We start from the raw sequence: 25,789 nt of genomic DNA on the forward strand, positions 1-25,789 counted from the left end.
CCAACAATAGCTCTGTGGCTCCCACATCGATACCAGCAGCAACGGGAACAGCAATCTGTGCAGGTGTTCCGGGTTCAGTCGTTTGAAGTGTCATGATGAATCCTCGAATGAAGTCGCGATACAATGTCACGGGTTCCCCGACCCTGCACACGCGCCTACCATCCTTGTGTATACAGGCTCAAAGCCTCGGATACTCCACGGTATTGGCGAATAGGGCGGGGAGCCAATCTACATCACAAGCTCAGACCTTAAAAAACCTGTCTTCAGGATGGGACGGCTTCCCCAGTGAAGCATCATCTTACTTGCATCACAAACAAAATCTGAATATCTCTGATCATACAAGGATGGGTGGAGCGTAGCGCAACCCATCATCTCCCGGAAGAATCTCCCGGAAAACGCTGCGATGGGTTGCATCTCATTTCACGCGTCCCGCCTGCTTTTTGTCGTGCCCGGAAGGCGATGGCGGGCGGCGAGCCATGGGTGGACGTTCAGATCCCGCGGGCCTGCTCCACCATGCGGGCCAGCCGCGTCACGTCCAGGATGTGCAGTTCGTGGCCCTTGCGCTGGAGCAATCCGCAACGGGTCAGTTCGCTCAGTTCGCGGGTCACTGCCTCGCGGTGGGTGCTCACGAGGTTGGCGAGATCCGCATGGGTGGGTGCCGGTGAGATCACGCTCAGGTTTTGCGCGGTGGCCGGGCGTGCAAGGCGCAGCAGTTCGACGTGGATGCGGTCGCGCACGGACAGCGTGCTGTAGTCGAACACACGCTCCGTCAGGCGGCGTACGTGTCGCGTCAGGCGCTTCAGGATGGCAAGCGAGATGCGCGGATTGGATTGGAGCAGATCCAGGAAGTCGGACGCCGGCATGATCGCCACCAGTGCATCGGAGCGGGCGACCACGTTCGCCGACCGGGCCTGGCCGTCGATGGCGGTCAGTTCGCCGAACATGTCGCCGCCCGACAGGTCGCAGAGGATGACTTCACGGCCCGATACGGCGTAGTAGGTCACGCGAATGGCGCCCTGGATGATGAAGAAGGCGCTGTTGGTCGTGTCCTGGTAGCGGATGATGTGCTCTTCTGCCGCATACCGGTACCAGCGGCAGGGATGGGAAATCGCTTCCAGTTCGGCGGGCGGCAGGTCCGCGAATTCGGCGATGGCAGTCAGCAGGATACGGGCGCGCTCGATGGGTATGTCCAGTGTGGTCATGATTCAGCTCCAGTGGCCTTCCCGACGGCGTGGCAGGGCCGCCGGGGGCCGGTATCGGCATGCCACGCACAGCGCGTCGGCGCAGGGATCGCCGGAAAGCGGTGCCGCCACGCATGCATGCCGTGATTCATGGCGCGTCAGTGTTGATGATATACCAGGCAGAACACCGAGTAGGCCGTGCCGCCGCTGACGAATCCGCCCCCGCGACCCTGTATCACGATGTTGCCATTCTTGTCCACCACGGTGCCGTCGCTCCAGACGTAGCAGTGCGATCCCTGGTAGCTGGCGAGGGAGATCGAGCCCAGCCCCGTCAGTCCCTTGTTTGCCAGGGGGTTCTTCTGATCGAAGGTCACCCTGTCGTGCTTGACGTTCTCCGGTATCAGCAGGCGTATGACGCCATCCTGGTCGATGGCGGCGACGATGGTGCTGTCCTTCACGCCTGCCTTGGCCAGCGCCGCCTCCGCCTCCTTGGGCAGCGCCCGGACGTAGGGGTCGTCCTTCTTGTGGTCATGGCCGTCGCTGTAGCCTGGGGCCGGCTTGCGCGCCTGGTCGGATGGGGATTGCGCGTGCAGGGCGGCGCATCCGCTCAGTATCAGTATTCCCGTAAGGGTGGCGAGGCTCGTCTTCATCGTGGTGTCTCCTTCTGCTGTTAGAAATTCAGGGTGAGGCGCACGAAGAATGTACGCCTCGGCGTGTAGCGCTGGTTATAGAGGGGCTCAGAGGTCTCGAAATTCATGTTCCGGAAGACGATGGCTTCGTCCAGCAGGTTTCTTCCTTCCACGCTGAGAATACCCCTGCGGCGTGGGAATCTATAGCCCAGCACGGCGTCGAGCATGAAAAAGTCGCTACTTCCCGTGTACAGGAGAGACGACATGCGCTCGAGTTCCTGGCGTACGTAGGTGGTCTTGAATTGCGCGAACACGCCGGAGGGATCGTAGTAGCGGATGTCGAGGGGGATTTGCGATGTTTCGATCCGAATGGGCATGTCGGATTGAGGCGTGGCGCTGCTGGGGAGCAATTCGCGCGAGAATCTCTCGAACTGGTACTCTCCCCTGAGCGCCCAGTTCGGATGCGGCAGCCAGTAGAGGTAGGCACGGTAGAGTTTTTCGTGCTGGCTCTGCCAATAGTCCAGCGTCTGCGTGACGGGCTTGACGACGGGAACTCGCAGATCGCGCTGGGAAACCTCGGCGCCGCCGTACAGCGCATCCGCTATGCGCGCGTCCACGCCCACGCCGGCGCGCGTGGCGCGGGTGCCGTTCACGTCGTCGAACATCTGGTTGAAGCCGGCCACCTGCGTCGGCTCCAGCGTCTGTTGCGAGATCAGCGCCGACTTGACCGTCTGGAACCACGCCATGCGCACCCGCAGGCGGGAAGAAGCGTCCCACTGCAGGCCCACCTTGGGATTGAGCCTGCCGAAACTCAGCCTCTTCTCGGACGGCGCCATCGCGTCGGGAGCCTCCGCATACCAGTCGTAGGCCAGGCCGAGGGTAGGGGTGAAGTCGCGGGGAAGGTGGAGGTGCGTATAGACATAGCCGTTGCTGCGTTCCCGCTTGAAGCCCGGCAGATCGGATCGGATCGGGGGAATGGGAGGGCAGAGCTCGGGGGGACATGGCGGCGGAGCGAAGCTGGTCTCGGACGCTCTGTCCGCATCGATACGATAGGCGCCGCCGCCGGCGATCGCGCTGAACCGCTCCTGCCGCAGCTGGTACTGGGCCTCCGCCTGGTAGCCGCTGTCGTGCACCGCCTCTCCGCGGATGAAGGCGGGCGTGTGAAAGGATTGGAGCTCCCTGCGATTGCGGTAGCTGGCGGAGACGAGGAGATCCTGATGCGGGGACAGGGCGTAGCGCGCGCCAATGCGCGCCGTGTCTTCCGACAGGTCGCGCCGGTCCAGGGTGGGTGCCCTGCCAAAATCCAGCAGCAGGTCCCCGTGCTCGCTCTTGCGGGTGCGCACCTCGGCCTGCACGTTGAACCGGGGCGTCACCGCGAACTGCAGGAAGGCATTGTAGACGTTGTGCTTCTGGTCGTTGTTGGGCCTGAAGCCGTCGGTGTTGTAGTGAAACTGGCCGATGCTGGCGGAGGCGCGCCCGTAGAGCGCGGACAGCACCGTCTCGGCGCCGCGTGTCCCCCGTCCTCCAAAGAGTCCGGAGGCGACCAGTTGCGGCCGGTTGCGCTCCATCAGCGGGGCGAATTCGTTGAAGCCTGCCGCCGCGGGAGCGGTGCCGGTGATGATGTTGAGATCCGCCAGTGCCAGCTGCGGCTGCACCGGGTTCACGTTGATGGGTTGCAGCAGCTGCGCCTGGAGCAGTTCGCTGACCCGTGCGATCTCATGCCGCGGGGATCCCAGATAGGCGTCGGACAGGAACCGGTGCGCCGAGTGGCTGGCGGGATCCAGCGTCAGGGAGCGCGCCGTTTCCATGATCGCGCGCCGCTCGAAGCCGAGGTTGTCGTACACGCGTGCGAGGCTCGATCCGCGGGCTGCCTGGTCCTGGTCGAGCAGCAGTTTGGAACGGTAGACCGCGCGGTTGTCGTTCAGGTCGATCGATTGCTGCAGGCTCCCGAGCGCCTCCCCGGGCCGGTTCTGGGTCTGCTGCATGATGCCGTCGTACAGCCAGGGAGTAGGGTCGCGCGGATCGCGCTCCTTCGCCAGGTCGAACTGCGTGGCAGCGAGTGGATAGCGCCGCTCCTCGAAGTAGGCCTTGCCGAGATAGCTGCGCACCAGGGAGTTGGCGGGATCCAGGCTGGCGGCGATCTCCATTTCGATGCGTCCCGCCTCGAGCCGGCCGTCGCGGATCTCCGCCAGGCCCATGCCGAGCCTGGACATGGGGTCGGAGGAGTCGAGCCCGATCGCGGTGGCAAAGGCAGTCCGGGCGGCGTCGGTGTCGATCCGGGCAAGGTGCGAGAAGCCGAGGACCGTGTGCGTCTGCGCCAGCCTCGGGTTCGATTCCGCGGCGCGTTGCGCCGCCGCCAGCGCCCGGTCGGCGTAGCCGGTCGCCAGGTGCAGTTCCGCGAGGCGCGCCCAGGCCAGGGCATTGGCGGGGTCGAGCATGGTCGCCTGGCGCACGCTTTCCAGGGCTGCTTCCACCTCGAAATGCGCCTGCTGCGCATACGACAGCGCGAGCCTCGCGGCCGCCGAGCCGGGGTCGTACTCCACCGCTTGCCGGGCCAGAGCAAGCGCCTCGTCCTTGTCATTCTGCACCACCCGCATCATCGCCCGCAGTGCATGGGCACCGCTGTGGCGGGGGTCGAGCGCGAGCGCCCGGGCGATGTCTCCGTCCGCCTCGTCGGCGCGCCCGACCGACAGCAGCAGCCCTGCCCGATAGGCCAGGATGTCCGCAGTGTATCGATCCGGGGACAGGTCGGCGATCGCTGCCAGGGCCTCCGACGGCTGCCCTGCCTGCTGATGGGCGACGGCTGCACCCAGCGCTGCGGATGGCGCCTCGCCCGGCGAGCCTTCCTTCCAGCCGGCAAGGATCGCTGGATAGTGCAACGCCCATTGCACCGCGTCGGTCGGCTGGATGCGGCCTTCCGGGCGGGGCGCCTCGCCCCTGGCGGCGACGGCTGCCTCATGGTCGCCGAGCGTGATGCGCCCGTGCTCGTTGCCGGCCGAGACGCGGCCCTCGTAGACCACGAGCCGGGTACGATCCGGATCGATGCCGATGGCGAATTCGGTGCCGTCGATGCCCGCGTTCAGGAAAGGGGTTCTGACGCCGAAGGGCCGGGGAGTACGGGTCAGGGCGTGCAGGGCGCCGCTCAGCATTTCCAGCAGGGTCTTGCCATCCTCGGGCGCACCGAGGGTCAGCGCGGTTTTCTGGTCGAGCCTGAGCAGGGTCTCGTTGCCGAGCCGCAGGGCTGCACGGCTGTGCTGGCGCACACGGACACTGTCCCCCGGGCACAGTGCGCTGTTCAGCAGCGCGAGCTGCCAGATCCTTTCCTCGAAGCGGCGAACCTCAACGATGCCCTGCACCGACACGACGTGCGCGACGGCGGATGCGCACGGCGCGGCCGCGAAGGCTGCGGAGCCCTGGAGCGCGATCACCGCCGCGGCCAGCACGCCTGCCGCGGTGCGGCCCCGCTGGCTCGTCCGTGTATGCCGTTCTCCCTGATATCCGTTCATTGTCGTATGAATTCTTGTCCTGTCGGGCCTGCCCGGATTACATGGGCCGGCCGCTCCCTCGTGCCGTCTCTGCCTTCATGCTACTTCGCCGCAATCCGTATGGATGCGTCCCATGGCCCCACCGGGGCTGCCGCGCGGTAATCCTGGCAGCGCTCCAGATAGAACCGCGCCGGGCCGTCTCCGGGAACCGCTTCCAGGATTTCCGCAAATTTCTCGCAACCTTGCGGCCACGCCTGCGACTCGTAGTCCCGTACCGCACGGGCGAAGACGTCGCACAGCCACAATTGCGCCGCGCTGGCGTCTTCCCTGCGCGCCAGCAGTTCGAGCACGCGCACCGGCGACGTTTTCCCCGCGAGCAGGAAGCTGCCCAGCGGGCGCGCCACGAAATCGTCCAATCCCGCGACGACGCTTTCCGACACCAGCAGGCGCGTGCCAAGGTGCTTGTTGAGACCCTGGATGCGGTTCGACGTGTTCACCATGTCGCCCACGGCGCGGTATTCATAGTGCTGCAAGGCGCCGACGCGGCCCAGGAGCATTTCTCCGGAATGCAGCCCGATGCGGGTATGCAGCGGCGGCCTGCCAGGCGCCCGGTTGAAGCGCTCCAGTGCGGCGGCAATGTCGAGACAGGCCAGGCATGCCCGCCTGCGCACGGCTGCATCGGCGGCGGCGCTGCTCCATATCGCCAGCATGGCGTCTCCCACCACATCCGAGACAATGCCGCCGTGGCGTTCCACCGGCTCGAACAGGACCGCGTAGTAATCGTTCATCAGCACCCCGAGCCGGGCGGGCTCCATGCGCTCCGCGAGCGTGGTGTACATCTCGGCATCGGTGGCGAGGCAGACGCCATGGATCAGCTGGTTGTCCGGCACCGCCGCGTCCGTGCTCCGGGATATCTCGGCAAGCACGCGCTCGGGGAGGAATTTCCCGACCGCCGCCTTGAATGCCTTGCGTTCCTGCCAGGCGTCGTAGTACCGCAGCAGGACGACGCCGAACACGGCCAGCGGGACCTGCAGCAGCAGCGGAATCACGAGCGGCAGCCAGGTGCCGTCCGCGGCGAAGCGGTGGCGGGCGATGCCGACATATGCGGCTACCCACGCCAGGGTGGCGATCACGAAGACGGCATCCAGGGCGAAGGCGCCCGGGCGTCGCCGGATGCCGTACGTACCGGCGAGCACGAACCCCCAGGCGAACACGAGCGCCAGCCGGGAAGAGAAGGACAGGGGGCGGATGGCGCGGCCGTCCATGAGATTGGCGAATGCCGTGGCGGCGATCTCGACGCCGCTGATATAAAGCCCGTCGGTGCGGGAAAACACGGTGTGGTAGTCGTCCCGCACCCGGTCCTGTTCGGGCTGGGTGGCGGCAGAATAGCCGACAAAGACCGCCTTGCCGGCGAAATCGGCCACGCCAGGCGAGGCGCCTGCGGCATCCCCGAGTGCCACGTGGTAGGGGACGGTTGGCACGGTGCGTGGTGGGCCGTAAAAATCCAGATAGTGCAGCTCGTCACTGGCATACAGGTTCAACAGCGCGCGGATGAGATGCCGGTTGCGCACGCCGATGTCCGGATCGTGATCCAGTGCGTCGGTCATGCGCCGGACGATCCCGGGGTCGCCGCTGAACAGGCCGCGCAGGGTGAGGATCAGGTCGTCGATCACGACGGCATCCCGGTGCGCCGGCACGCTCCGCGCATGCGCGGGGCTGGTGCGATGCAGCAGGCGGACGAAGTCCTCGTAGGCCTTTAGTGCCACCAGCTGTACCATCGTGACCGGGAGGGTGGGGGTATCGCCGGCATCGGGCCGGAACGTCCAGTATTCGTTCACGCGCGCGGCCCGCGGCAGGGGAAACGGGGCCCGAGCCGCGGCCGCATCGGCGATCTCCGGCAGCAGGGCGGCGGATGTTTCCATCGATCCGCTGAAGTGCATGGATTGGGATCGGCCCGCCAGGGGAATCCGATCCAGCCTTTCGACGACCACGACATTGCCGGCAGCACGCATCGCAGCCGCCAGCTTCGCATCATCCTCCGGGACGGCGCCCGGAACATCGAACCTGAGGTCGAAGGCGATCGCGTGGGCGCCGGCATTCGACAGTTTTTCGATGAGGCGGGCATGCGTCCCGCGGGGCCATCGGTCGGGCATCGGAGGAAATCCCAGTTCGTCAGAAGAAAGCTTGTCGATCGCAACGACCATCACATTGACCGGCGGAGCCGTCGCGCCGCGCAACTGGAACAGCCACGACAACCCCAGGCCCTTTTCCCATTCGGATCCCCATGGCGTCCAGCTGGCCAGCACGCCGAGCGTGCCGACGAGCAACCCCATCACAAGACGCCTGATCCATGCTGCCATAGTCTCTGGATGCCAACCGGTACGGAATATGCTGAGGGAGTGCACAGGCCAGCGATCCGGTCCGATGGGCATCACCCGCCGACTCGCCGGATCAGGCCTGCAGCGTTATTGTTTTTCTAGGACAAGGCTGTCGGACGACAGCACCGGGGAAGTGTACGACGGGATACTCGGATGCAGAATAACGGCATGCGGAGCATCCTGACTGTGAGAAAAATCACACCGTCAAATAACCATTCTAGCATATCGGCAATGCACGCATGCACGGATTGCAGGTGCAGGACGCCCTTTCCGCCGGATCAGGTCATCCAGGAAGAAGGGGAGGGAAAAGGCGCCAGGGCAGAGCCCCGGAAAATCGGGATTCATGCGACGGGTAGCCCAGGGCATGATCGCCGCCGGATTGAAGGAACGGCAGGCCATGCTGCATGGATCCCGTCGGCTTCGACCGTCGGAATCCCGTGTGGCTAGTTTTTACCAGGGTCGGGCTTGATTGCGATGCTGCCAGGGTATCGCGCCGCAGCCAGGGAGAGCTTGCATGCGTATCCCTTCTTCTTGGGGAACGGAATGGATTCCTCTTCATCCAGACGGGCTAGCAGTTCATCCAGCAGTCTCTCGCTCGACGGATCACCGCTCAATCCCAGCATGTCTATCAATTTGGGCTGTTCCTCTTTTTGTACCATGGATTTCTCGCTTTCATTCTTAAAGTTTAGCAATGTTTAATATACCATAAACTTTGCGTGAAAAGCTCCAACTATCAACAAGTGTCCTACAGGATAGGGATCGATTCTGTGCGATTTACCACATACATGGGCGGGAAGAGTAGTGGATACCTGCAATATATTAATTATAAAAATTATTCTTTATGTCCGTCATATCGGGGAAAAGTATTCACTTTTCCCTGCGGAGCTGATGCAAGGAAAGAGAAGGCCTTGGCACCGTAAAACGGCAGGTTTATGGGTTTTATGGATCCCCATAAATTGTAAAGAATTACTTTACTATTGTGTCGATCGGCGCATCTCGAATGTCACATTTCCTTCCCTCGGTTCCTTCCCTCGGCATTCGATCCGTCCGCAAAGGGTCGCGAATGAGGCTCTCTAAGGGTTGTCTAAGTTTCATCGGATATTTTGGCATTGCCCATTTTCCATCGATCGATATCGGCCGGCCGCCGCAAAAAAATCGCAGAAGGGCTGTATGAAAATTCTCCTGATCGAAGATGACCCGATGATAAGCAGCAGCCTGGAGCAGTTGCTCCGGCAAGACGGCTATGCGATCAACTGGTGTCGTGATGCGGCCAGCGGACAACTTGCCCTGGCAACGGAGAATTACGCGCTGATCCTGCTGGATCTGGGATTGCCTGACTGCAGCGGCCTCGATTTGCTCCGGCAGATACGCGCCAGGAAGCATGTCGTTCCGGTGTTGATCCTGACCGCTCGCGATGCGGTTGAAGATCGCGTCACAGGATTGAATGCCGGAGCAGACGACTACCTGATCAAGCCCTTTGCATCGGCAGAGCTGGAGGCGCGTATACGCGCCCTGCTGCGTCGCGCAACCGGGCATGGGAATGCCGTTCTCAGCAGCGGAGAATTCAGCCTGAACACCGTAAGCAAGCTGCTCCACTACCGGGAGACCACTTTTTCCCTATCGGCCAGAGAGTATGCCCTCATGTACGCACTGCTCGAGATTCCAGGCAAGATCTGGTCTCGCGCTCAGTTGGAGCAGCGTCTCTATGGATGGCAAAACGAAGTCGAAAGCAATGTTGTCGAGTTTCACATTCACCAGCTTCGCAAGAAGCTGGGGTCCCATCTCATCATCAATATCCGCGGCATGGGCTATTGCATAAAAAAATAATGAGATCCATACGCCGCTACTTGCTGGGATCATTGCTGGCGGCTCTTGCACTTGGCACTCTTGTGATCGCTGTATTCCTCTACATCGAGTCTGCGGAGGAGATCAACGAGCTCTACGATAGCAATATGCGAGAGTTGGCAACCGTGATAGGTGCCCAACACGGCGTGTTTCATCTGCCTGATCATCCGATTCCGAATACCGGCGACAACGCTTTGCACGACGAGATCCGGGAAGAGGAAGAGTTTCTGATCCAGATCTGGAATTCCGTCGGAGACGCCGTCTATACCTCCCATCCCCTCATCGCATTTCCACGTCAGGGAGAGAACGGTTTCTTCACCACGCGTTACCAGCAGGAAGAATGGAGGGTGTATTCCTTGCAGACCGGGGCAGGTCTCGTACAGGTCTCGCAACCGCAGGCGGCCCGGCATATTTACATCCGGGAACTGGCTTCCAATCTGCTGTATGCGTTAATGCTGCAGATTCCTGTGATCGGCGGCCTCATCTGGTTTGCGGTAGGCAAGAGCCTGCAGCCCCTGGATAAGGTGTCCCATGCCATCCAGATGCGTTCCGCCGCCAGCCTGGAACACCTCGATACCCAGTCGCTGCCCATAGAAATACGGCCTGCCATCGAGGAGCTGAACCACTTGCTGACGAGGCTGGGTGACGCCATTACGTCGCAGCAGCACTTTACCGCCGATGCGGCTCATGAGTTGCGTACTCCGCTGACAGCGCTGCAGCTGCAGTTGGATATCCTGGCAAGATCCCAGAGCGACCAGGAGCGCGAACAGGCGCTCGGCGGATTGCAAAGCGGCATCACCCGCGCCAGCAAGCTTGTGGTGCAGCTGCTCACCCTGACCAGACTGGGGTTCGAGCCCAACCGGCAGTACCGGGTGATCGACCTCGATCGGGTAATCCGCTTGACCATCGAGGATCATATAGGCCAGGCTGAGGCCAAGAAGATAGATATTGGATTTTCGGCGAGTCAGCCATTACTCGTCAATGGAGATGAGGAAAACCTGCGCATCATGACGGGAAATCTGCTTGACAATGCCATCCGCTACTCTCCGCCCCATGGCAGGGTGGATGTCCTTGCCTGGCTGGATTCATTGTTTGTGGTACTGGAAGTACGCGATAGCGCCAGTCTCATCGGCGGCGTCGAGCGCGAAAGGGTTTTCGAGCGCTTTTATCGCGGCAGCACCAGCAGGAACACCGCCGGCAACGGCCTGGGGTTGGCCATCGTCAGCGACATCGTGCAGCAGCATCATGGACAGGTTGGGCTACGGACACGAAGTGACGGAGCAGGCAATTCCTTCATCGTCTATCTGCCACGTCCATCACTCGACAACGACACACCCGAACCCTCTCAGCAGGCGTTCAATCGTCCGCAATGATCGAAAGTCACGCAAGAAATCAATGCGACGACCGCTGCGGCCCAACATAGTCGGGCCAGCGGCTTTCTCTCGAATTTCCGTCCCCCGAGTACCCATTCGTATTCGGGGAGATCGGTTTTCGGCATTCCTTCCGCGTTCCAGCCAGTATCCGTCCGATCGGCGCACCCTGTCGCCATCCCCTGGGTCGACCGGCATCCATCCTCATAAGGATTGCATAAGCTTCATCAGCTAATCTGGCATTTTTATTTCATGGGAACGATTGCCGGTCGCCGTAAAGCAATCGTGGAAGAACTGCACACGATTCCCAGGCAAGCGCCACTGCTCCCACTCATTGATTCCGGGACAACCGGATCGCGCTTCGTCATCCACATCCGCAGCGTGGGATGCCGTGCGAGGATCGCGGGTTTTTCCGTCCCCGGTCTCCAATGCCATCGCCCGAATATGAGTTGTGTCTTTAATCCCAGCCAGCCCGCCAGAGCTCCTGGCAAGCCAGCCAATTCTTGATGTGCCTTCTGGAGGGTTGTGCTATGAGAAACAACGGTTCCGTTTTTGTCGCCAAATGCTGCGAACCCGCACGGAAACAGAGTCGGCTGCCGGCAGTACGTGGTTTCTGTCTTCTCCGCGTGGCGGGCTCCGTGCGTCGCGCGCTGATCGTCTTTGGCCTGGCCTCGCTGGTCCTGCCCGGTGTGGCCGCTGCGGAATCCACTCCGTCCACTCAGGTTTCCGCCATCGCCTACAGCATCCCGTCGGGTGCAATGGCGGATGCGCTCAACCTTTTTTCGCAGCAGGCGAGCATCGATATCTCATACATTCCCGCGGACGTGGAGGGCATCGCGACACAAGGGCTGAAGGGACGGTTTTCAGCTCAGGAGGGCCTGGAGCGCCTGCTGGCCGGCAGCGGTCTGCAGGCGGCACCGCACGCCGGGGGATATGTGGTGGCAAGGCAGCCGCGGGAAGCGAGCGAGCAGCCCGCGGTACTGGCGCCCATTGAAGTGATTGCAGGCACCCTAAATGAGGCGACGGACGGCTACGTGGCCGTGAGGAGTTTCGCCGCCACCCGAACGGACACCCCGTTGCGGGATGTTCCCCAGTCCATCACCGTTCTAACCCGGGACGTGATCCGGGATCTTTCCATGCAGAACATGACGGATGTGGTGCGATACGTGCCCGGCGTCGCGCCTTCGCAGGGAGAAGGCAATCGTGACACCGTGATTTTCCGCGGCAACAGCACGACCGGGGATTTCTTTGTGGACGGTCTCCGCGACGACGTCCAATATTTTCGGGATCTCTACAATATAGATCGGGTCGAAGTCTTGAAAGGATCGAATGGAATGATTTTTGGACGCGGTGGTGCTGGGGGCGTGATCAATCGGGTTACCAAGGAAGCTGGTTGGACGCCGGTGCGGGAAATCAAGGCCCAGTACGGTGCCTTCAGCCATAAGCGTATTGCTGTCGACCTGGGACAACCTATCAAAGATGTCGCCGCCGTCCGCCTCAATGCCATGTACGAGCATTCGAACAGCTATCGCAACGGGGTCGACATGGAGCGCGGAGGCATCAACCCCACCTTCACCTTCAGGCCCACCGCGCAGACCAAGATAGTGGTCGGCGGAGAGTACTTCTTCGACCGCCGCACGGCGGATCGCGGTGTCCCTTCCTTTGGAACGGTATCCGGTATCGTCAACTCCGGCCGCATGGCAAATACTCATCGGTCCACGTTCTTCGGCAATGCCGAGAACAGTCCGACGCACGTCGACGCATGGTCGCTCAATTCGCTGATCGAGCATGCTTTCGACAATGGCATCACGATACGCAACCGCACCCGTTATGCCAATTATGACAAGTTCTATCAGAACATCTTCGCCAACGGCGTGGCGAGCGCCGAGAACGCCACCGGGACGGTCGCGCTCGCGGCATACAACAACCTGACGAAACGGGAGAATCTCTTCACCCAGACCGACCTGCTGTTCAAGCTGAGCACATGGGGCATTGCGCATGAATTCATGGCGGGAGTGGAATACGGCCGCCAGGTTTCGGATAACTTCCGCAATACAGGTTATTTCAACAATCTTAGTACGAGTGCCAGCGTATCCTTTTTCAGTCCAATGACAAATACACCCGTCACCTTCAGGCAAAGCGCGACGGATGCGGACAATCACGGTGTGGTGGATGTTGTGGGTGTCTACGCCCAGGACCAGATCACCCTGCTGCCCCAGGTGAAAGCCGTTCTCGGCATCCGCTATGACAATTTCGATGCAAATTTCGTGAACAATCGCAACGGCCAGAGATTTCATGCCAGCGACGGGCTGCTCTCGCCGCGAGTCGGGTTGATCTACAAGCCGGCGGAACCGGTTTCCATCTATGGGAACTACAGTCTGGCTTACGTGCCGCGTGCGGGCGATCAGCTGAGCTCGCTCACCCTGAGCAACCAGGCCCTGAAGCCGGAGCAGTTCATGAACCTGGAGCTTGGCGCGAAATGGGATATCCGCCCCGATCTTTCATTGACGGCTGCCTTGTATCAGCTCGAGCGCAGCAATGTCATCGCGCCTGTTCCGGGCGACCCCACCCGGACGATGCTGGTGGATGGGCAGCGCAGCCGGGGGGCGGAGATCGGGCTCATGGGACGCATCACTCCCCAATGGAGCGTGATGGGAGGGTATGCCTATACCGATGCCGAAATCACACGGGCCATCATGGGAGCGCGGGCGGGAGCCGTCGTGGCGCAGGTTCCAAGGCACACCGTCTCCGTATGGAATCGATATGATTTCACGCCTTTCCTTGGGCTGGGGCTGGGGGTGATCCATCGCAGCAGCATGTATGCGTCCCTCGACAATACCGTGCTGCTGCCGGGCTTCACACGTCTCGATGGAGCGATGTTCGTACGGATCAACAAGACTCTGCGCGTGCAGGCGAATATCGAGAATCTGGCCAATATCGACTATGTTGCGTCCGCCCACAATAACAACAATCTTCTGCCCGGCGCCCCTCGTATCTATCGCCTGGCGGTCGTTGCAAATTTCTAGACGGGATGCATCTGAACAGGTCATCCAGGAGGGAACGACCCGAACTCCCCATTGAGCTGCCCAATATTCAGGGTGGCTCATTCATGGTTTACGGACGCCCTTGAGGCGTTCATCTTTTTCCACTGCCGGCTTTCCCGTTTGATACGGCTCCAGCCAAGGCATACCGATGCACCGTGGCGCTCGGTTCACGACATTCATGGCATTACTGGGGAGATGGATTGCCGGCTTTTGCGTGGTCCGTCACTGTCACTTCATAGTGCGATCTCTATGTCAATATCATATAAAAAACCTCTGACAATGTTAAATATGAAGGAGGGCCGTGTATAACATTTACGCAAAGTAACGGTTTATGATACTTTACGAGAATAAAATATAAAAATACTCTTCATGTTCGGGATTTGGTGAACGGTCTTGCCACGCGCGGGCAATATTTGTTCTCGTCGGCGGACGCCCGGGAGGCAATGGGTGTCAGCGCCGATGCTGCGAAGCTGGCGCTCAACCGCCTGGCCAAGCAGGGACTGGTCGCATCACCGGGCCGCGGCTTCTACGTCATCGTCCCGCCAGAGTACCGCGCGCTGGGCTGCCTGCCGGCTGAGCAGTTCATACCGGAACTGATGAAGCGTCAGGGCCTTCAATACTATACTGGCCTTCTCTCAGCCGCACAGTTTCATGGGGCCGCCCACCACAGACCGCAGGAATTCCAGATCATGGTCGCCAAGGTGCGCCGGCCGATCGTATGCGGAAAGGTGCGCGTCGCATTCTTCGTCCGCAAGAACCTCGCGGCTATTCCGACGCAGAGCTTCAACACGCCCCGGGGCACGATCCTCGCTTCGTCGCCCGAGGCGACGGCCTTTGATCTCGTGGGCTATCAGGCACAGGCCGGCGGGCTGGATCAAGTCGCTACCGTGCTCTCAGAGCTTTCCGAAATGATCGCTCCCGACAAACTGGAAGCCATCGCCGGCTCCGCGCCCCTGCCATGGGCGCAGCGTCTTGGTTATCTTCTGGAGCAGGCCGGCGCGCCGGATAAAGCGGTTGCCCTGAAAGCCTATGTAGGCACTCACGCACGGCAGGTCACGCCCCTGCTGGCCGCCGCCATGGCAGGCACGCCCCGCGATGAGACGTGGAAAGTCGCCGTCAACATCGATGTGGAGGCGGAGTATTGATAGGAGAAACTGACGTTCTCCCGGGAAATTGATACGGGTTGGAACTGGAGGTAGGATTGCTTCCCGAGGCCCCGAGCGGGGCGAGGAGAAGCGATGAAAAGGTCGAGATATACGGAGGAGCAGATTGTCTACGCATTGCGTCTGGCCGACGGCGGCCAGACGGTGGTCGATGTATGCCGACAGCTTGGCGTATCGGAAGCCACGTTCTACACCTGGAAGAAGAAGTACGCGGAGTTGGGCGTGAGCGAGTTGCGCAGGCTCAAGCAGATTGAGGAAGAGAATACAAGGCTGCGGCGCATCGTGGCCGACCTGACACTGGACACGCAGATCCTGCAGGAGGTGGTGCGAAAAAAACTCTGAAGACTGCCAGGCGGCGCGAGCTGGCAGCCTGGATGCAGGAGCGCTTCAGAATCAGTGTGCAAAGATCCTGCCACTTGGCGCAGCTGGCACGCTCGGTGTGGTATGCCAGGAGCAGGGCGCGTGATCAGAGCGTACTGTGCCAGCGCATTCGCGACATCGCCATGAATCGTCCCCGGTTCGGCTATCTACGGATACTGGTAATGCTCAAGCGCGAAGGCTGGCAGGTGGGCAAGAAACGCGTGTACCGGCTCTACCGCCAACAGGGGCTGCAACTGCGCATGAAGGTCAAACGCCGCAAGCGCATCGCGCTGCTGCGCGGCAGACCCCAGATGCCCACCGGCCCGAATCAGCATTGGAGCATGGATTTCGTGCACGACCCGATGCAAGACGGCCGGGCATTTCGCATCCTCGCCGTCATCGATCAGTGGAGTCGCGAGAGTGTATGCCTGGAGGCCAACTTCAGGCTGTCCAGGCGGTGCGTTGCCCAGGCCCTGGATCGGCTTGCGGCACAGCGGGGATGGCCCAAGGCGATCACCGTGGACAATGGCACGGAATTCACCTCCAGGGCCCTGGACGAGTGGGCCTATCGCCGAGGCATCAAGCTCGATTACACCCGGCTGGGCAAGCCCACGGATAACGGGTTGATCGAGTCATTCAACGGGCGGCTGCGCGATGAGTTCCTCAATCTCCATGAATTCATCACCCTGCACGATGCCCGTGAGAAACTGAAAGCTTGGCAGGAGGATTACAATCACCACCGTCCCCATGGCTCGCTCGGCCATCTGACCCCGAGTGAATTCGTCAAGAAAAGGTCAGTGCAAACCAATGAAGCGGTCCGCCTCTAGCTTAAAACTGTCCGTTCCCCGGGGAAACGTCAGGAAGCTCGGAAATCAAGCCCATAACCATCCACGAAAAAGAGTCAACTCCAACATGACACTTGGAGTTTCTATGTGGTAGGAGAGCTCCACGCCAATGGTGAGGTCTAGATAAAAGAAAGGGCAATGGCACTCTCAGATTCCAGAGCCTCCAAGCTCCATTCGAGAGATTGAGGGCCAAATGCCAAGATCAGAGGCGCACGGCCCAGGCCGCATCGACAATCTGAGCCCCGACCAGCGGCGGGCGGCTATGCAGGCGGTGCGTTCGCAAAACACGCGGCCCGAGCTACTTGTCCGGCAAACGGCGCACCGGATGGGGCTGCGCTTCAGACTCGGCAGGTGCGACCTACCAGGGTCTCCTGATCTTGTCTTTCCCCGCTACCGGTTGGCGGTGTTCGTTCATGGCTGCTTCTGGCACACGCATACAGGGTGCAGCCGCGCAACCACACCGAGGACGCGGCTCGACTATTGGCTACCCAAGTTCGCGCGGACCGTCGAGCGGGACGCACGAGCGGAGGAAGCCCTCAAACGCATGGGCTGGAAGGTGCTCGTCCTATGGGAATGCAGCTTGCGAGACGTTCCCGAGTTGGAGCGACAACTCGCAAGAGCGACGCACGGTCGAGATTAACGATCCCGACCTCAATGGACGCTGGCGAAACGTTCTCGGTGATGAGCCAAGAAATGCGCGGCCGGCCAGAGGCGTTCGTCTTTTGGCAATATTAGCCGTCTATCTGTCGGCAAGAAGGTGCGTCGCAAATGCTCCGGCAGCTGATTGTGTGCGACCAACAGCCGCAAATCCTCACCGATAGAGATGAGATGGCGGTCAAATAGCCAATGTGCGGTGCCGCACAGGGCAATGCCATTCTGCACTATGTCGAGTCCTTGCTCGGCTACCGGGACAATGTGCGCCGCCTGCGCTTCTGCGCGCCCTCCACCGTTGATGATGCGCAGACCAGTAATGGCGCAAGTGTCGGCATAGGCGGCCAACACCGCGCGTCGAAAGTTCGCGTCCCGCACTGGCCGATTGAGAAGGAGCTGCGCGACGCGGCGGGCGCGCTCGATAGGATCGCTGGCCGCCGCTGCTTCTTCGGCCAAGTCAAGCGCTGGTACATCTAGCTGCAGTCGTATTGCATTCGCGGGAGCCAAGGTCATGGATAGTCCCTTTAAGGTGATTGCTGCGAAGTCCTCGTCCGCCAGCGGCCTTACCGATCGTCCCCTCAGCGCAACGCCTACACCCGCGCGCTGGGGAAGAGAGCGAAGCGGCCCTTCCTCGTATCGCCCGAGCGAGCTGAATGGTACTGGCGCATCAAAGAGCAGGTAGTCCGTCATCAATGCATAAGCGTGGGCCGCGTCGCGCGGATCATCAACGATGTCTGCGACCCTAGCCACGGCGAAGTAGGCCATGGAGCCGTCGTTCTCCCGCGGCTCCCGATAGACGATCCAGTCTCCTCGCGCCGCGAGCATCGTGTCCCAATATAAGCGCTTGGGGAAATGATAGCGCGATGCCGCTTCGTCGTCGTAGGGTGATCCGGCCTTCGTGTCGAAAACGGCTTTCACCGAGTGCTCCGAGAATTTTCCAGCGCGCGCAGTGGGCGTCGTTCCAACTCAAACGTGTCAACGAACCGGACCGCTTCGCCGCCGCCGAGCGCTACGCCTTCTGGACCGTCCTGCTTCCAGAGCGGGTGACTGATTACAATTGTGTGGGCGGCATCCCGCTGACCTTGCTCATAGAGACAGGCCAGACCTGTCGCAGGGTGCACGCCGGAGGAAAGCGAGCCCGGCCGCATCTGCGCGACAGTTTCTGCGAGAGCAGCCGCGCGTTCATGCCAGCCCGTAAGCTCGGGATGCTGCAAATCAGCCGCGTTCAGCCCGCATGCGTAGTCGGGCTCGAGCATCGCGCGTAGATAGGAGAGCCCGAGCCGCCAATCGAGCAGCCCGTGATATGGTCGATTGCTGTAACGTTGAATGCAGCGATAGCAGGATGTCTGGCACTGCGTAGCGTGCGCTTCCTCATTATTGTCCAGGAGATCGATCAACGGCCATGTGGCTGCATCCGAAACGAGGCTGCGAACGACATCGATGATGTAGGGCCTGTTCCCGCCGGCGTTCGCCCCGAGCCGCCGCGACAAGCCCGACCCGTTGATCAGCGCGTCAGCGATTTGCAGCATGGGCCGGCCGTCGCGCAGCCTCGGTTCCAGCGCCTCGAACTCGTCGGCTGAGACGTCGAGCTCGATCGCCGCCCGTTGCACCAGCATTTGCGTCGCGCTGATCGCTGCAGCTCGTGTGGGAAGATGGGAATTCATGCCGCGCCGGGCGACCCGATCGAGCGTGAGCCGACGATCAAAATGCATCATCTCGAGATATAGCGCGTCGGTTTCCTTCTTAGCTATAAGGCTGAACGTGGTGACGCTGTTGGGGTCCGTCGCCCACCGGCCGGCACTGCGCTGATCGGAGGCATGGTCAAGATCGATCGCTTGGATTGCGTGCAGCTCGGTCATTGCGTGGGAGGGCGGAACTGGAACGGCAAGATCCTCGGCCTCGATGATCGTGAACCGCTCCGCTCCTCCTTGATCGCCATCGGGCCCGTCGTTGAGTTGCATGATAGTCACGCCCGCCCCGCGGCGGACGCGGACGTTGTCCACTTCGACCATCTCGCCATGATGCAAGACCGTCGCGACCGTGCGGGTCGCCATGCGCCCGATCGTATCGAGATCATTTCGTTCGGGTCTGAAGTCGGTCCGGAAGGCGGCCGGCGTAATGTAGAGCAGGAAGTATTCGCTCGGAATGTCCGCGAGGCAGTCTTCGCAGGCGAGCGCTTCGATAGGCTGATTAACGGAATAGCGAGCCGATCCGCACATGGGACAGAGCGCGACGTGATGATCTGATTCGCGCCAGGTCGAGGCCGCGGCGATGAGCAGGTCGCGTCCCCGCCGCTCTGGCGGCAAGAGGTCGCCGGTGAAACCAACGACCCGATGCCTGCGCTTGTCCTTGGTGAGAATCGAACCCGGTGCGAATTCAAAGACCGCCATATCAAGGTCGCGATCCATCGTCGACCAGTCATAGTTTGCGTCTCTCTCGTCGCTTTCCGGCCGCAAGCCCAGATAGAGCTGACGCACGCGCGTCGGCATCCCGTACATGGGGAGCAGGCCTCGCTCAGCGAGAAACTGCGCCAGACCACGCCGCATGTTACGCGGCCGGAATTCGCGCTCAGCCCAAATCTCATCGATAAGGCGGTCTACCGTGGCGTGGTGCCGCAAACGGTCCCTTTGCGCCCCGTCAATGGTCGCGGCTACGATGAAGCCCTCGCGAACCGCCTCAGTAGCTTGCAGCGAGCGCCGCAACTCAGCCGGCCAGTCGTCGCTTGGGACGTCTGCATAATATTCGTCCGTCGGGACGTATTCGCCGTGGACGTCCGGCGGCACGAGCCCGTCGCTTGGGAACCCCACGCCGCGCGCTTCATATTCGCGGCGGAGGAGATCGAACGCAGCGCGCAGCCACACCTTGCGCAAGAGACGCAAGGGGATGGGATCATGATCGACCGCCAAGAAAGGCGGAGGCGGCGGATCGCCGGTGATCGCGCCGGGATGCGCAAAATAATAGGCGTCGTGACTGCGCCCGCGGCAGAACGTGACCACGAGCGAGAAAGCTTGGCCGCGCCGACCAGCTCGACCGACCCTCTGCTGATAGTTGAAGCGTTGCGGCGGCATGTTCGCCTGATAGACGCTTTGAAGCGAGCCAATGTCGATGCCGACTTCCATGGTCGTGGTCACGGAGAGCATGTCGATCTCGCGGGCGCGCCGAGAAACTGCATTTTCGCCCTCGACGAAGATGCCCTTGAACTTTCGAAGGCGGTCAGCGAAGTCGTCGGTCTGCCCGGTGAGCTCTTCGCACCGCAGCCGGAAGCGTCGAACGCCGCCTGCTCGTCCTCGAGCGATACGGCGGCCCAAAAAATTGGACCGCCATAGATCCATGACGGGGCCTGTCGGATCGGGTGGCAATGGGTCATAGCACCGAGTGCATAAGCCGACGCCTCGGTGCATGTGGACGCGCTCGCACGATCCGCAGCGCCAGTAGGGATCGGGCTCGCTGGCAATCCGCAGATAGACGTTTTGCACGCGCATCACGCCGTTCTGGTGACCGAGGCCGCTCAATCGACGAAGCACATCATCCAAACCAACTCCGCCGTCATCGCCAAACACTGCGCCAGCAAAGCGCGCGACACGATTAGTCGGAGGGATTGCGGAGGCGTCGGGCCACTCACGCGCGCGCGTCGGGTCGAAGAACTTGTTTTCATGCACGCGCGTGGCGCTGGCGAAGACCCTCAACCAGGCGTCCATGCGATCAACATCCTGACCGGCCTCGGGCGAAGTGGATGGATAGGCCAGCCCCGTTTCCTCCAACGCGAAAAACGTGTTGGCGAAGATAACGTCGTCGACAAGTTCGCACTGCTCCTGAAATATCCGGAGCCAAAGTTGCTGGCGGTCGGTGTCGGACAACGCCGAATTATAGCGGATCGCCCCGCCCACTTCTTGAAAGGCTTCATACCATGGTCTGCCGCGGAACGTCTGGAGACCAACCTCGTCGAACGGATGTACGCCGAGACGCACATATTCGGCGATGAGCTCGCCGACGTCGCCGACGTCGTCGGCTTGATATTCAAATATACGCGAGAGCTGCACCTTGCGGTTGACGACGCTCACCTGTCGATCAGTGTTTTGCCTTTGCAGCGCCGCCGCGAGGTCCAGGCCCGCCTGAACGTCGGTGCTCATCAACTCGCGGATGCGCAAGGCCGTCTCGTCTGGATCCAATGCTTCGGTGGTGCGGCGTTCGAGATAAGCGCGCGCCACAGAGACGAGCACCTCGCGGCGCAAATCACGCAAATGCAACCGCTCGATTTCAAGAGACTGGTTGGCTGCATCCTGCCGACTGTCGGAAAAGACGATGCTCTTCGGGTCGGCACCGATCGCATAGAGCAGTTCGAAGAGTTCGGTCGCAACGAGCTGCGACGCCTTGCTTACGCCCGTTCGGAACGCCCTGATCGGAGAGCGCGATCTGCTGGTTGGAGGGCGGTTGGAATAATCTGTCCCACATTTCGGGCAGCAAAATGGCTGCGCCGACTTCACCCCAATTGTGCGACCGCGCCGTTGAACGGCAGCATCCGCCTGGAAATAGAGATGACCGGTAATCGATCCTGCCGGGACGTCGTATCCGGCTGTTGCCACCCCGGTCTCGGGATTGAGGCTTGCGGGTTCCCAGGTGTCGAAGCCGCTTTCGGGAAGCTGCGGGGTCGTTCTTCGCGGCCAAAACACTACAAACTGATCCTGCGTCATGCGGTCGTAATATTCGGCAGCGGCCCGTTCCGGCAGGTTCTCAAGTTCGGCCGTTGCCGGCAGTAGCTCCGTCTCGCGCCGCCCGCCGTTGATCGTACCGCGCTGGCCTCCGATCAAAAGATCACCGCATGCTTCGCAATACAGCAGCTCGAACAGCCTGCGTCCGCGCGCTTCGCCCGGCGCAGGCGCGGCATGGGATAGCCCGCGGTCAACGCTCAGGCTCGAATATTCCACGCGGTTTTTGTCATCTGCCGAGGGCACCGCAAAAAGTCCCTCGATGTTGCGGACGAAGCAGTGAAGCCGGAACGACGGCGTCGCGGGGAGAATGTCGGCCGTTCCGCGAAAAGCTGCCGATTCCGGAAGCGCTCGCGCGAGCATAAGGCCCCGGACCGCCGCCTGGCTTCCCCCGTCGACGAACGCAGTTTCGGCCACATCGGCGATCGAGTGCGCGCGCACGCCCTCGCCTTCTCGACAGCATTGGGTCAGCACGGCCGCCGCAGCTTCAGCCAAAGCTGAAACAAGGCGCTGGTTGTCGGCGATGCCCAGAGCGCGTGCCGCATCCACTACGGCGAGTTGCGCTGATGAGGGATCTTCCAGGCCTGCAACAAAGTCCACGCCGCCCGAACAGGCTGCCAACAGAGCCTCGAACGGCTCAGCCGGCACGCGTCCGCCTTCCCATTGGGGCAGCTCCGGAACGCCGCGGACCACGCAATCGGACCAGAAGTCGGTCGCTTCCGAGCCCGGATCCTCAGAGCCGCTGCACGTACCGAACGGCGCGAACATATCGCGTAGGTAGCGTTTCGACTGCTCTCCTCGTTCACCATCCATCGGCAGCGAGGCCGAAGAGGCGAGGATGCGAAGCTTGTATCGGTGCTCGAGCCGGTCAAGACCAAGGCGCTGGATTAACGATTTGACGAGAAATGCCACCTCAGTTCCAGCCGAGCCGCGGATCAGGTGTAGCTCGTCGAAAACCAAGTAGAAATAGGCACCGTCATTTTGCTCGAGCCATCCGCGGGTTTGCTCGAACATTCCCTGTTCGACTTCCCGCGACAGCATCGCCCCGAGCATCGAGGCGTTGGTTACGAGTACGTCGGGCGGACTTGCGTGCATGTCCCAGCGCGAGAGCATTTCCCCGCCGTCGAGCGACGGGAATATGTATCGCGTGAGGTCGGGCGACCTCATCCCTTCCGCCCGGGCCCGTTCGGCCGCTTCGGCGTCGTGACGCCGCGCTGCAGCTTGATTCTGCTCATGCTCTAAAAGCGCGAGGCGGAGTTGCCGCAGGCGGTGCGCCCGCCGATCGCGCTCGGCTTGCTCTCCTGCAATCCGGGGGTGGCGCTCGTAGCCGGTCACCGGCGTCGAGCCGGTATATTGACCGAAGAAGATGCGGTTGCCGGCGAAGCGGTGATCCATGACGCCGCGGGCATCGTCGGAGTCCAGAGTTCGGCGGAGCCGCACCATCTGATCTTCCACCAGAGCGTTCATGGGATATAGCACGAGCGCGCGAACGGCCGCCGTGCGGTTTTCGCCAGTCCGTTGCGGCACCCACCGCGAGCGCGGCGTGTTCCACCAGTCGTTTGACAGGTAGCCTGGCGAGGGCGCTTGCCAGGACACGGCTTCGTTAGCGATTGCCGCGAGAACGGGCAGCATGAAGCTCTCGGTCTTCCCTGAGCCGGTTCCCGACGCGACGATCCCGGGTTTACCCGACCGCACACCGCGCGTCAGCATTTCCATTTGATGCTGATATGGCGGATAGCTTGAAGCCCGTCTGAGCTCGCCGTCGTTAGGGCGGCCCTCGAACAATCCCGACAACGCCAGTTCTACAAAGGCGAGGCGGCCAGCGCGGCTCAAAGGCTCCAGCGGACCTCGCGCCATGTCGACCAGATCCTCGAGGCTCAGTTCGCTTGAGCGATAGCGAGGGACCGGTTCAATGAAGGGAAGCGTCGCGAAGACGTCCGGGCGGCCGAGCAGCTCGTGGCGAGCCGCCTGAACGGCCGGATCGGATATGCGAAAGCTGGTCTCGACATAGGATGTGAAGAAGTCCTGGATGCGATTGAAACCACCAATCGGATCAAGCACGGTCGGCCTCCCCACGGGCTTCGTCGTTTCGGACGCTGCCGATCTCGCAGCAGAAGCGGCGCGCCGCCTTCAACATCGCGTCGCTGGCCTCGGGAGCGAGCGCCGCCGCTTCAACAGCGATCCTGGCGACCCGTAGTGCCGTCGCAATGCTCAATTCCATCTCTGGCAGCGCCGTCAGCACCGCCGTCGCGGGCGACAGGTCGTCTGGCCGCTCACCGACGTCGACGCGGCAGGCGATCGCGTTGACGGTGCCACTGAGCAAGGTGGGCGCGGCCAGACCGGCAGCCTCGACGACCGCGCGCTCGATGGTCATGCGGCAGGCACCGGGCGGAATGGCTTGGGCCTCTTCGGCGTCCCGGTCGATGAGCGTTGCGAAGAGCAGCAAGGGTCGGGGCAACATGCCGCGCCGGACCAAAGCTACGAGAGCGGGATGCCAATGACGCGCCGCAGATCGCTCAATACCGCGCAGCTCCACGAGGAAGACGCGTCCTTCCGCGGCGTGGCCGGCCGCTTGAGCAATTTGCGACGGTAGATTGGAGCCTGGCCGCGACCAGAGATCCTCGGGCGTCAGAACCGTCGTATCCGCGTCGAAGGGAATGAGGCGCCCGGCCGCCATCAGGGACTCGGCCACACGGACGAAATTCTCAACGTCAGGCCCCTCGAGGATCGGCACCTCTCCGGCGAGCAGGTAGGCGGCGAAGGCCGCCGTCGCTTCTTTGCCCGCCGCCGTCAATAGGCTGCAGGAAGCTATTCGTCGCCCAAGTTCCGCGCGGTCGATCCGCTCTTTGCCGTCGGATGCCGACACCACGGTCAACGGACGCGCAATCAATGCTGCCCGCCCTTCTGTTGCGGCCATTTTACTGGCGAGTCTGGCCAGCTCGGCACCGGCGGCGCGGATGGCTTTCTCGCGGATGGCGGCATCAGACCGCAGCGCCGATACAGCGCTTACGAGAGATTGGCGCTCGACTTGCAGCGCGTCGATCTCTTTGCGCAACCTCGCCATTTCCACGTTTGCGGCGGCACGATCGGCGTCAAGCGCGTTGACGGTTGCCGCCTGGCGATCCGCTAGACGCCGATCGAGATCGACGAGAGCCTCGGCTTCGCGGACGCTCATAATCGTCTGGAGCTCTCCCTCTCTCTTGGCGCGCAACTCCGCGAGGTCGGCGTCGAGTTTGCGTTGTCGCTCCTCTTTTTCGTCAACCAGTTTACGCTCGAAGGCGGCCCTTGCTTCACAACGCCCGATTTCGGCCTCTTGCGCGATCGCCTTTGCGACCGCGGCGGCGATGCCCGGGTCGTCTCGGACGGTAGCGAAGTAGGCAGCGAGAACGTCGCGATCGGCAGACAATCGAGCGGCTAGTTCGCCTGAACGCAGCGCTTCATAGGCCAACTCAGGATCGACGCCAATTGCCGAGATTCGCCCCGCCACGTCGTCGCGGTGCAGTTCCAGCCAAGTGATGAGTTCAGGAAGACGGGGATCATTGGCACCGGCAAGGGCGCGAACGACATGCGCAACATAATCGGCGTCAGAAGACCAATCATAGACCGCCAAAGGTTCGGCATTAGCAGGGTCGTAGAGCAGTTGCGTCGTCTCGGCAGCGGGCTGGGAAACAACGTTTGCCTGCTCAAACGGCATGCAAGCGACCTTGCCGAGGCTTCGATCCGCACATCGCAGCCGCCCGTCCTGCTCGCGGTCGAGATGAAGAGCGAGGGCGTAATCTGCAGCGAATCGAACTATCCAGCGTCCAGGATCATCCGCGCCATCCCATCCTTGGCGGGTAAAGAGGAAGCGCGCAGCTTCAACTGATCCCAGGTCTTTCAGATCTGCAAAGCGCGGCACGAACCGGTGTGGGCCGATGCGCAGCTGCCGGGCGCCCGGCCTCCCTTCTTCGGTCACTTGAAAGACAAGCCACTCGCCCGGACTGCCTTCCCCGGGGAGCGCTCCCGCCAGTTCGATTTGGCCGAGCTTCGGAAAAAGCTTTCGCGGATCTTCGAGGGGGTCCCAGCCCTCTTGAGACGCTATCGCCACAACGTCGACCGGGGTGCGCACGCCCCGCCGGCGAGTGAGCCGACC

The 25,789-nt window shown here is 61.8% G+C and carries 14 protein-coding genes; 6 read left to right on the forward strand and 8 right to left on the reverse strand.

The features are described 5' to 3' along the window. Nucleotides 1-488: 488 nt before the first annotated feature. The 5 genes from BT108_RS09555 to BT108_RS09575 form a co-directional block, all read right to left on the reverse strand. On the reverse strand, nt 489-1,202 hold the full coding sequence (locus tag BT108_RS09555) for a Crp/Fnr family transcriptional regulator (protein WP_072294313.1): 714 nt from the start codon (nt 1,200-1,202) through the stop codon (nt 489-491). 137 nt (nt 1,203-1,339) lie between these two features. Continuing rightward, the gene (locus tag BT108_RS09560; protein ID WP_072294314.1) at nt 1,340-1,831 is read right to left on the reverse strand and encodes a hypothetical protein; all 492 of its coding nucleotides are present in this window, start codon (nt 1,829-1,831) and stop codon (nt 1,340-1,342) included. A gap of 20 nt (nt 1,832-1,851) precedes the next feature. Beyond that, on the reverse strand, nt 1,852-5,316 hold the full coding sequence (locus tag BT108_RS09565) for a TonB-dependent receptor domain-containing protein (protein WP_083566349.1): 3,465 nt from the start codon (nt 5,314-5,316) through the stop codon (nt 1,852-1,854). A gap of 80 nt (nt 5,317-5,396) precedes the next feature. Next, nucleotides 5,397-7,655: an adenylate/guanylate cyclase domain-containing protein gene (locus BT108_RS09570; protein WP_072294315.1), complete on the reverse strand. Its 2,259-nt coding sequence runs from the start codon at nt 7,653-7,655 to the stop codon at nt 5,397-5,399. A 461-nt stretch (nt 7,656-8,116) separates the two neighbouring features. Next, nucleotides 8,117-8,332, reverse strand: a complete 216-nt coding sequence (locus tag BT108_RS09575; RefSeq protein WP_072294316.1) for a hypothetical protein — start codon at nt 8,330-8,332, stop codon at nt 8,117-8,119. Nucleotides 8,333-8,843: 511 nt separating this feature from the next. On the opposite strand from BT108_RS09575, the gene BT108_RS09580 reads away from it, so the two are divergent. The 6 genes from BT108_RS09580 (at nt 8,844) to BT108_RS09610 (ending at nt 16,940) form a co-directional block, all read left to right on the forward strand. Continuing rightward, nucleotides 8,844-9,500, forward strand: coding sequence for a response regulator (locus tag BT108_RS09580; RefSeq protein ID WP_072294317.1), 657 nt, complete (start codon nt 8,844-8,846; stop codon nt 9,498-9,500). Further along, nucleotides 9,500-10,891 (forward strand): ATP-binding protein, encoded by a 1,392-nt coding sequence (locus BT108_RS09585; protein ID WP_072294318.1) that lies wholly within the window; start codon nt 9,500-9,502, stop codon nt 10,889-10,891. The genes BT108_RS09580 and BT108_RS09585 overlap by 1 nt, the downstream gene beginning before the upstream one ends. Nucleotides 10,892-11,526: 635 nt before the next feature. Then, nucleotides 11,527-13,914: a TonB-dependent siderophore receptor gene (locus tag BT108_RS09590; RefSeq protein ID WP_255369685.1), complete on the forward strand. Its 2,388-nt coding sequence runs from the start codon at nt 11,527-11,529 to the stop codon at nt 13,912-13,914. Nucleotides 13,915-14,315: 401 nt separating this feature from the next. Next, the gene (locus BT108_RS09595; RefSeq protein WP_218184853.1) at nt 14,316-15,077 is read left to right on the forward strand and encodes a type IV toxin-antitoxin system AbiEi family antitoxin; all 762 of its coding nucleotides are present in this window, start codon (nt 14,316-14,318) and stop codon (nt 15,075-15,077) included. Between the two features lie 93 nt (nt 15,078-15,170). Continuing rightward, a protein-coding gene (locus BT108_RS09605; protein WP_255369686.1) for an IS3 family transposase occupies nt 15,171-16,282 on the forward strand; the annotation gives its coding sequence in 2 pieces (ribosomal slippage) (nt 15,171-15,420 and nt 15,420-16,282; 1,113 coding nt in all). 211 nt (nt 16,283-16,493) lie between these two features. Next, on the forward strand, nt 16,494-16,940 hold the full coding sequence (locus BT108_RS09610; RefSeq protein WP_072294322.1) for a very short patch repair endonuclease: 447 nt from the start codon (nt 16,494-16,496) through the stop codon (nt 16,938-16,940). A gap of 11 nt (nt 16,941-16,951) precedes the next feature. Here the strand turns inward: BT108_RS09610 and BT108_RS09615 are convergent, their stop codons facing one another. The 3 genes from BT108_RS09615 to BT108_RS09625 are packed head-to-tail and all read right to left on the reverse strand — an operon-like array spanning nt 16,952 to nt 25,765. After that, nucleotides 16,952-17,869: an HNH endonuclease gene (locus BT108_RS09615; RefSeq protein WP_072294323.1), complete on the reverse strand. Its 918-nt coding sequence runs from the start codon at nt 17,867-17,869 to the stop codon at nt 16,952-16,954. Then, nucleotides 17,866-23,718 carry a DEAD/DEAH box helicase gene (locus BT108_RS09620; RefSeq protein WP_072294363.1) on the reverse strand — a complete coding sequence of 1,951 codons (5,853 nt, stop codon included), beginning with the start codon at nt 23,716-23,718 and terminating at the stop codon, nt 17,866-17,868. The genes BT108_RS09615 and BT108_RS09620 overlap by 4 nt, the downstream gene beginning before the upstream one ends. Then, nucleotides 23,711-25,765: a hypothetical protein gene (locus BT108_RS09625; RefSeq protein ID WP_143142455.1), complete on the reverse strand. Its 2,055-nt coding sequence runs from the start codon at nt 25,763-25,765 to the stop codon at nt 23,711-23,713. Before BT108_RS09625 ends, BT108_RS09620 begins: the two co-directional genes overlap by 8 nt. Between the last annotated feature and the right edge of the window lie 24 nt (nt 25,766-25,789).

Origin of the sequence: Nitrosovibrio sp. Nv17 (genome assembly GCF_900119085.1) — a bacterium.
In the GTDB taxonomy this organism is placed as follows: Bacteria; Pseudomonadota; Gammaproteobacteria; order Burkholderiales; family Nitrosomonadaceae; genus Nitrosospira.

Bases quoted from the DNA above. Each gene is read 5' to 3' on its own strand.
- BT108_RS09555 (WP_072294313.1), bottom strand. From the start codon at position 1,202: ATGACCACACTGGACATACCCATCGAGCGCGCCCGTATCCTGCTGACT.
- BT108_RS09560 (WP_072294314.1), bottom strand. From the start codon at position 1,831: ATGAAGACGAGCCTCGCCACCCTTACGGGAATACTGATACTGAGCGGA.
- BT108_RS09565 (WP_083566349.1), bottom strand. From the start codon at position 5,316: ATGAACGGATATCAGGGAGAACGGCATACACGGACGAGCCAGCGGGGC.
- BT108_RS09570 (WP_072294315.1), bottom strand. From the start codon at position 7,655: ATGGCAGCATGGATCAGGCGTCTTGTGATGGGGTTGCTCGTCGGCACG.
- BT108_RS09575 (WP_072294316.1), bottom strand. From the start codon at position 8,332: ATGGTACAAAAAGAGGAACAGCCCAAATTGATAGACATGCTGGGATTG.
- BT108_RS09580 (WP_072294317.1), top strand. From the start codon at position 8,844: ATGAAAATTCTCCTGATCGAAGATGACCCGATGATAAGCAGCAGCCTG.
- BT108_RS09585 (WP_072294318.1), top strand. From the start codon at position 9,500: ATGAGATCCATACGCCGCTACTTGCTGGGATCATTGCTGGCGGCTCTT.
- BT108_RS09610 (WP_072294322.1), top strand. From the start codon at position 16,494: ATGCCAAGATCAGAGGCGCACGGCCCAGGCCGCATCGACAATCTGAGC.